2 protein-coding genes are annotated in these 8,416 nt (G+C 72.9%); both read right to left on the reverse strand.

What is annotated here, in order from left to right:
* Nucleotides 1-1,425: condensation domain-containing protein (locus tag FHS37_RS38470; RefSeq protein ID WP_245005817.1), on the reverse strand; the 1,425-nt coding region annotated here is incomplete at its 3' end.
* The coding region (locus FHS37_RS38475) for a non-ribosomal peptide synthetase (RefSeq protein WP_184829945.1) at nucleotides 1,422-8,416 on the reverse strand (6,995 nt) is incomplete at its 5' end. The genes FHS37_RS38475 and FHS37_RS38470, both read right to left, overlap by 4 nt.

The raw sequence follows: 8,416 nt of genomic DNA on the forward strand, positions 1-8,416 counted from the left end.
CTCCACGAACAGATCCGCCAACGACACCGAAGGCACCACACGCCCGGTCGCGTTCCACTCCTCCACCACCCGCCGCCGCTCACCGGACGACAGCAGTTCCACGGAGGCCACGGGCTGGTCGGGGTCGCGGACCAGGGCGTCGAGGACGCGGCGCAGCCGGTCGAGGACGGCTCGGGCCGTGTCGTGCGCGACGGTGTCGGAGCGGTAGTCGAGCCGGAAGCCGAGCCGGTCTCCGGGAGCGGTGACGAGCGCCAGCGGGTAGTGGGTGGCGTCCCGGCTGTCGATGCGGGTGACGGGCAGCGAGCGGGTGTCGGCGGCGCCGCGGCGGGCCGCCCCGCTGGAGGGGTAGTTCTGGAAGACGCAGAGCGTGTCGAAGAGTTCGCCGGTCACGCCGGACCGGCGCTGGATCTCGGAGAGCCCGAGGTGCTGGTGGGGCAGCAGCAGGGTCTGCTCGTCCTGGAGGCGCCGCAGCATCGCCGTGAGGGTCTCGCCGCGGCGGACACGGTGCCGCAGGGGCACCGTGTTGATGAACAGGCCGACCATCGACTCGACGCCGGCGACCTCGGGCGGCCGGCCGTTGACGGTGAGGCCGGTCACGACGTCGTCCCGCCCGGTGACGGAGGCGAGGACGAGGGCCCACGCGCCCTGCACGACGGTGCTGAGCGTGAGGCCGTTGTCCCGCGCCCAGCGGAGCAGGGCGGAGGTGTCCCCCTCGTCGAGTTCCGTCCGCAGCTCGTCGGGGACGACGGGGGACCGGTCGGCGCCGGGGGCGACGAGGGTCGCCTCGTCGACATCGGCGAGGGCGTCGCCCCAGGCGCGCAGGGCCGCTTCGCGGTCCTGTCCGGCGAGCCAGGTCAGGTAGTCGCGGTACGGACGCACGGGCGCCAGCTCGTCGGTGTCGCCCCCGTTCTCGTACAGCGCGAACAGGTCGCGGGCGAGCAGTGGCTGCGACCAGCCGTCGTAGAGCAGGTGGTGGCTGGTGAGCAGGAAGCGGTGGACGCCGCCGCCCAGCCGCAGCAGCGTGCACCGCATCAGCGGCGGCCGGGACAGGTCGAAGCGGCGGGTGCGGTCCTCGGTGACGATGCGGTCCGCCTCGGCCGCGCGCTCGTCCTCGGGCAGGCCGCTGAGGTCGATCTCCCGCCAGTCGGGCTCGACACGGCGCAGCACGAGCTGCGCCCATTCGCCGCTCCTGCGCTCGCGGAAGCAGGCGCGCAGCGCGGCGTGCCGGCGCAGCATTCCGGCGACGGCCGCGCGCAGGGCGTCCGTGTCGAGGGGGGCCGCGCCGCCGTGGTCGGTCAGTTCGAACACGGACTGCGCGGTGTAGACGTCGTCGCCGGACCGGTCGTAGACGCTGTGGAAGAGGAGCCCTTCCTGCAACGGGGAGAGCGGCAGAATGTCCTCGATGGCCTTCGGCTGTCGGCTCATGTGTGCGTCTCCCACTCCTGCGTCAGCTCTTCTTCGAACTCGTCGATCTCGCGCTGGTCGATGGACGACAGCGCCACGTCGGACGGGGTCAGCCCGCCGGCGTCGGGGCGTTCGGCGTGTGCGGCCAGGGCCTCGAGGGCCCGGAACCACAGCCGGGCCAGCTCCTCGACCCGCTCCTCGGTCAGCAGTTCGGCCGCCCAGGTCCACGCGGCCACCAGTTCGGGGCCGTGGGAGGTGTCACGGGTGGCCGCGTTCACTTCCACGGCGTGCGGCAGCGGCATGCGCGGGTCGTGGTCGGATCCGGTGTCGGCGCCCGCCACCACGGTCCAGTCGGCGGCGTCCTTGTCGGAGCCCACGGTGTAGCGGCCCAGGTAGTTGAACCCGATCCGGGGGCGGGGCCGGGCGGCGAGCCGCTCCGCCGTGCGCGGGTCCAGGTAGCGGGCCAGGCCGTAGCCCATGCCCCGGTCGGGGACGGCCCGCAGCTGTTCCTTCACCCGCTTCACCAGGTCACCGGCGGCCGGCCCGGCGGCCCAGGCGTCGGCCCGGTCCAGCGAGCCGGTGCCGAGGCGTACGGGGTACAGGGCGGTGAACCAGCCGACGGTCCGCGACAGGTCGGCGCCGCCGGCGAACTCCTCCTCGCGGCCGTGTCCTTCGAGGTCGACGAGGACGTCTCCCGCCCGCTGCCGCCACTCTGCGACGGCCAGGGTGAACGCGGCCAGGAGCACCTCGTCGGGGCCGGCGCGGAACGCGGCGGGGACGGCGCCCAGGACGGCCGAGGTGACGTCCGGCGGCAGGGTCAGGGTCAGGTGCCCGGCGGTCGCGTAGGTGTCGCGGGCCGGGTCCGGGGCCGGGAGGCCGGCCAGCGGATCGGGTGCGTCGAGGACGGCCTCCCACCGGGCGAGTCCGGTGTCGGGCCGGGTTGCGGCCAGCTCGGCCAGCCGCGTCGCCCAGCCGCGCAGTGAGGTGCCCACGGGCTGGAGCCGCGGTGCGTCGCCCGCGGCGTCGGCCCGCCAGGCCTCGGCGAGGTCGGGCAGGAGGATGCGCCAGGACACGCCGTCGACCGCGAGGTGGTGCACGGCCAGCAGCAGCCGTCCCTGCCGGTCGGGTCCCGCGTCGAACCACACGGCCTGCACCATCGTGCCGTCACGGGGGGCGAGCCGGGCGCGCGCCCCGGTGCCCTCGCGTACGAGGGTCCGGCGCAGTTCCTCGTCGTCGAGGCGGGACACGTCGACCCGGTGGAGGACGTCGGCGGCGCGTGGCCCGGGCCCGCCGGGGATCTCCAGCCGCCAGCCGGCCGCGCCCACGCCGGTGCCGTCGGCTCCGTCGATGTGGAGCGTCATGCGGAGGGCGTCATGGTGGTCCAGGACCGCCTGGAGTGCCCGCTCCAGTCGCTCGCGGTCGGCTCCGGCGGGGGTGCGGATCAGCTGGGACTGGCTGAAGTGGTCGACGGGCCCGGCGAGTTCGGCGAGCCAGTGGATGATCGGCAGGAGCGGTACGGGGCCGGTGCCACCGGGTTCGTCGACCGGGCGGCCGGTGTCGGTACCGGCATCGGACACGGTGTGGGCGAGCGCCGCGACCGTCTGGTGCTCGAACACCTCACGGACGGTCAGCTCGAGGCCGGCGCGCCGGGCCCGGCTGACCAGCTGGATGGCCATGATGCTGTCACCGCCGAGGGCGAAGAAGCCCTCGTCGATGCCGATCTCGTCCTGCCCGAGCACCTCGCCGAACAGGGTGCACAGGGCCTCCTCGCGCGCCGTGCGCGGGCCGCGGCGCCGGGTCTCGTCGCCGTACACCGGGCGGGGCAGGGCCCGTTGGTCGATCTTGCCGTTGGGGGTGAGGGGCAGGGTGTCCAGCGGCACGATCGCCATGGGCACCATGTAGTCGGGCAGGTCCCGCGCGAGGTGTTCGCGCAGGTCGGCGGTGTCCGGAAGGGCCGTGACACCGGCGGCCGGCACGGCGTAGGCGACGAGCCGCTTGTCACCGGGCCGGTCCTCGCGCACCACGACGGCACACTGTCCGACCTCGGGATGGCGGGCCAACGTCGCCTCGATCTCGCCGAGTTCGATGCGGAAGCCGCGGATCTTGACCTGGTGATCGGCGCGTCCCAGGTACTCCAGACCGCCGTCCCGCAGACGCCGTGCCAGGTCACCGGTGCGGTACATCCGCGAGCCGTCACCGGCGAACGGGTCCGCCACGAACCGCTCGGACGTCAGCCCCGCACGGTCCAGATAGCCCGTCGCGGGACCACGGCCACCGACATACATCTCCCCCGGCACGCCGAACGGCACCGGACGCAGCCCCTCGTCCAGCACGTACACCCGCAGATCCGGGATGCCCTCACCGATCAGGCTGCGCGACTGCCCCGCCGCCAGCTCCTCGCTCATCGGCAGGTAGGTGACGTGCACGGTCGTCTCGGTGATGCCGTACATGTTCACCAGCACCGGCGAACGGTCCCCGTGCCGTGCGAACCAGTCCGCCAGCCGGGACGGCTCAAGGGCCTCACCACCGAACACCACGTAACGCAGGGCGAGTCCGGCACCGGGCCGCTCCGCGTCCGCCTGGCTCAGCTGATGGAACGCCGACGGCGTCTGGTTCAGCACCGTCACCCGCTCCCGCACCAGCAGATCCAGCAGATCGGCCGGCGAACGGCTCACGTCATGCGGCACCACCACCAGCCGCCCGCCGTAGAGCAACGCCCCCCACAACTCCCACACCGAGAAGTCGAACGCGAACGAATGGAACAACGTCCACACGTCGTCCGGCCCGAACCCGAACCAGTCGTCCGTCGCCGTGAACAGCCGCACCACGTTCTGGTGCGCCACCACCACACCCTTCGGACGCCCCGTCGAACCCGACGTGTAGATCACATACGCCGGATGCTCCGGCACCAGACCGACCCGACGCCCAGCGGAACCAGCCACCGGCATCCCGGCCAGCTCCTCCACCACCACCGCATCGTCCAGCACCAGCACGGCACCACCGAAGGAACCGAGCCGTTCCACGACCTCGGCGGCCGTCACCAACAGCTTCGGCCGGCAGTCCTGCACCGTGTACGCGATGCGATCGGCCGGATACGCCGGGTCCACGGGCACGTACGCCGCACCCGCCTTCAGCACACCCAGGATCGCCACCACCAGCTCCGCCGACCTCGGCAACGCCAGCGCCACGAAATCACCAGGCCCCACACCCCGGCCCATCAGCACATGCGCCAACCGCTCAGCACGCGCGTCCAGCTCCGCGTACGACAGCGACTCCCCACCGAACACCACCGCCGTACGCTCCGGCCCCTCCGCCACCCGCGCCTCGAACAACGCCGGCACCGTCGACCGCACACCCCCGGCACCCAGCCCACCCGCCGCAGACACACGCTCCTCCGCCACCAGCACGTCCACCTCACCGACACGCACCGAAGGACACTCGGCGACCGCGGTCAGGACGCGGACGAACCGTTCGGCGACCGCGTCGGCGGTGCGTCGGTCGAAGAGGTCGGTGCGGAATTCCACGGCACCGCGCAGGCCGGCGGGTGCGCCGCCGTCCCCGTGCCGTTCCTCCACGACGAAGGAGAGGTCGAACTTCGCGGCACGGGTGCTGACGGGGTGCCGGGTCACGGTGAGTCCGGGCAGCTGTCCGACGGTGTCGAGCGCGGACTGCCGGTCGGAGCCGTCGACCGTGAGGGACACCTGGAACAGGGGATGACGGCCCCGGGACCGCTCGGGGTTGAGCGCGTCGACGAGGCGCTCGAAGGGGACGTCCTGGTGGTCGTAGGCCGCCAGGTCGGCGGTGCGCACCCGGTCCAGCAGTTCGGCGAAGGTGGGGTTGCCGGAGGTGTCGGTGCGCAGCACGAGCGTGTTGACGAAGAAGCCGATCAGGTCCTCGAGTGCCTCGTCGTTCCGTCCGGCGACGGGGGTGCCGATCGGCACGTCCGTGCCCGCGCCGAGCCTCGTCAGGAGGGCGGCGAGCGCGGTCTGGACGACCATGAAGAGGCTGGCTCCGCTGCCGTGGGCGAGCCGCAGCAGACCCTCGTGGACCTGTGCGGGGACCTCGAAGGCGACCTCGTCACCCTCCTCGGACGCGACCAGGGGCCGCGGGTGGTCGGTGGGCAGGGTCAGTTCGGCCGGCAGCCCGGCGAGCGCCCCGGACCAGTGGGCCAGCTGCTGCGAGATCACGGAGCCCGGGTCGTCCTCGGAGCCGAGGTGGCTGTACTGCCACAGGCTGTAGTCGGCGTACTGAACGGGCAGCGGAGCCCAGTCCGGTGCCCGGCCCTCGGCGCGGGCGGCGTAGGCGGTGACGAGATCGCGGGCCAGCGGCTGGAGCGACCAGCCGTCGGCGGCCGCGTGATGGATCACCAGCATCAGCACGTGCTCGCGCGGGCCGAGGGCGTACAGCCGGGCACGCAGTGGCGCGTCCGCGGTGAGGTCGATGCCGGCGCGGGCGGCGTCGGCGAGCACGGCGTCCAGCCGGTCCTCGGTGACGTCCTCGACGGGCAGGCCGGGCAGGGCCTCGGCCGGGTGCAGGATCTGCTGGCGGGGTCCTCCGGTGTCCTCGGCGAAGACGGTGCGCAGCGACTCGTGCCGGGTGACGAGGTCCAGCAGGGCCGCCCGCAGGGCGTCGTGGTCGAGGTCGCCGGACAGCCGCAGCGCGGCCGGGATGTTGTAGGCGGGGCTGGGTCCCTGGAGGTGCTGGAGGAACCACAGCCGCTGCTGTGCGTACGACAGGGGGACGCGCTCCGGCCTGGTCTCGGCGCGGGTCAGCGCGGTGCGCGCCGCGTCGGCCGTACCGAGCCGCCGGGCCAGTTCGGCGACGGTGGGCGCCTCGAACAGGGCCCGTACGGGCAGTTCGGCACCGAGGGCGGCACGGATGCGGCCGACGAGCCGGGTGGCGAGGAGCGAGTGCCCGCCGAGGGCGAAGAAGTCGTCGTCGACGGTGACCTGCGCGACGCCCAGGACATCGGCGAACAGGGTGCACAGGACCTCCTCGCGCGCTGTGCGCGGGGCCCGTCCGGCGCTCGCTCCGCTGATCGGGTCGGGAGCGGGCAGCGCCCTGCGGTCCAGCTTGCCGTTGGGGGTCAGCGGCAGCACGTCCAGGGTGACGAACTGGGACGGGACCATGTACTCGGGCAGTTCCGCCGCGGCGTGCTCCCGCAGCGCGCGGTGGTCCGGTGCGCCGTCCGTCGGGACGACGTACGCGACGAGCCGCTTGTCCCCCGGGCGGTCCTCATGGACGACGACGGCCGCGCCGGCGACCGCCGGATGCGCCACGAGGGTCGCCTCGATCTCGCCGAGTTCGATGCGGAAGCCGCGGATCTTGACCTGGTGATCGGCGCGTCCCAGGTACTCCAGACCGCCGTCCCGCAGACGCCGTGCCAGGTCACCGGTGCGGTACATCCGCGAGCCGTCACCGGCGAACGGGTCCGCCACGAACCGCTCGGACGTCAGCCCCGCACGGTCCAGATAGCCCGTCGCGGGACCACGGCCACCGACATACATCTCCCCCGGCACGCCGAACGGCACCGGACGCAGCCCCTCGTCCAGCACGTACACCCGCAGATCCGGGATGCCCTCACCGATCAGGCTGCGCGACTGCCCCGCCGCCAGCTCCTCGCTCATCGGCAGGTAGGTGACGTGCACGGTCGTCTCGGTGATGCCGTACATGTTCACCAGCACCGGCGAACGGTCCCCGTGCCGTGCGAACCAGTCCGCCAGCCGGGACGGCTCAAGGGCCTCACCACCGAACACCACGTAACGCAGGGCGAGTCCGGCACCGGGCCGCTCCGCGTCCGCCTGGCTCAGCTGATGGAACGCCGACGGCGTCTGGTTCAGCACCGTCACCCGCTCCCGCACCAGCAGATCCAGCAGATCGGCCGGCGAACGGCTCACGTCATGCGGCACCACCACCAGCCGCCCGCCGTAGAGCAACGCCCCCCACAACTCCCACACCGAGAAGTCGAACGCGAACGAATGGAACAACGTCCACACGTCGTCCGGCCCGAACCCGAACCAGTCGTCCGTCGCCGTGAACAGCCGCACCACGTTCTGGTGCGCCACCACCACACCCTTCGGACGCCCCGTCGAACCCGACGTGTAGATCACATACGCCGGATGCTCCGGCACCAGACCGACCCGACGCCCAGCGGAACCAGCCACCGGCATCCCGGCCAGCTCCTCCACCACCACCGCATCGTCCAGCACCAGCACGGCACCACCGAAGGAACCGAGCCGTTCCACGACCTCGGCGGCCGTCACCAACAGCTTCGGCCGGCAGTCCTGCACCGTGTACGCGATGCGATCGGCCGGATACGCCGGGTCCACGGGCACGTACGCCGCACCCGCCTTCAGCACACCCAGGATCGCCACCACCAGCTCCGCCGACCTCGGCAACGCCAGCGCCACGAAATCACCAGGCCCCACACCCCGGCCCATCAGCACATGCGCCAACCGCTCAGCACGCGCGTCCAGCTCCGCGTACGACAGCGACTCCCCACCGAACACCACCGCCGTACGCTCCGGCCCCTCCGCCACCCGCGCCTCGAACAACGCCGGCACCGTCGACCGCACACCCCCGGCACCCAGCCCACCCGCCGCAGACACACGCTCCTCCGCCACCAGCACGTCCACCTCACCGACCCGCACCGAAGGACACTCGGCGACCGCGTCGAGCAGGCCCAGGAGGCGGGCGGTGAGGGAGCGGGCGGTGGCCTCGTCGAACAGGTCGGTGGCGAAGACCAGGGCGGCGCGCAGGCCGTCGGGGTCGCCGTCGGGGGTGCGCCGCTCGGCGAACCCGAGGACGAGGTCGAACTTGGCGGAGCCGGTCGTCGCACCGTGTTCGGTGACGGTGAGGCCGGGCATGGCCGTGCCGATCCGCTCGTGGGCCGGTCCGTCGGCGTCGAAGGTGAGGACGACCTGGAAGAGGGGGTGGCGGGCGAGGGAGCGTTCGGGCTTGAGCTCCTCCACGAGCCGCTCGAAGGGCAGGTCCTGGTGGGCGTAGGCCGCCA

Origin of the sequence: Streptomyces griseomycini, from assembly GCF_014203535.1 — a bacterium.
In the GTDB taxonomy this organism is placed as follows: Bacteria; Actinomycetota; Actinomycetes; order Streptomycetales; family Streptomycetaceae; genus Streptomyces; species Streptomyces griseomycini.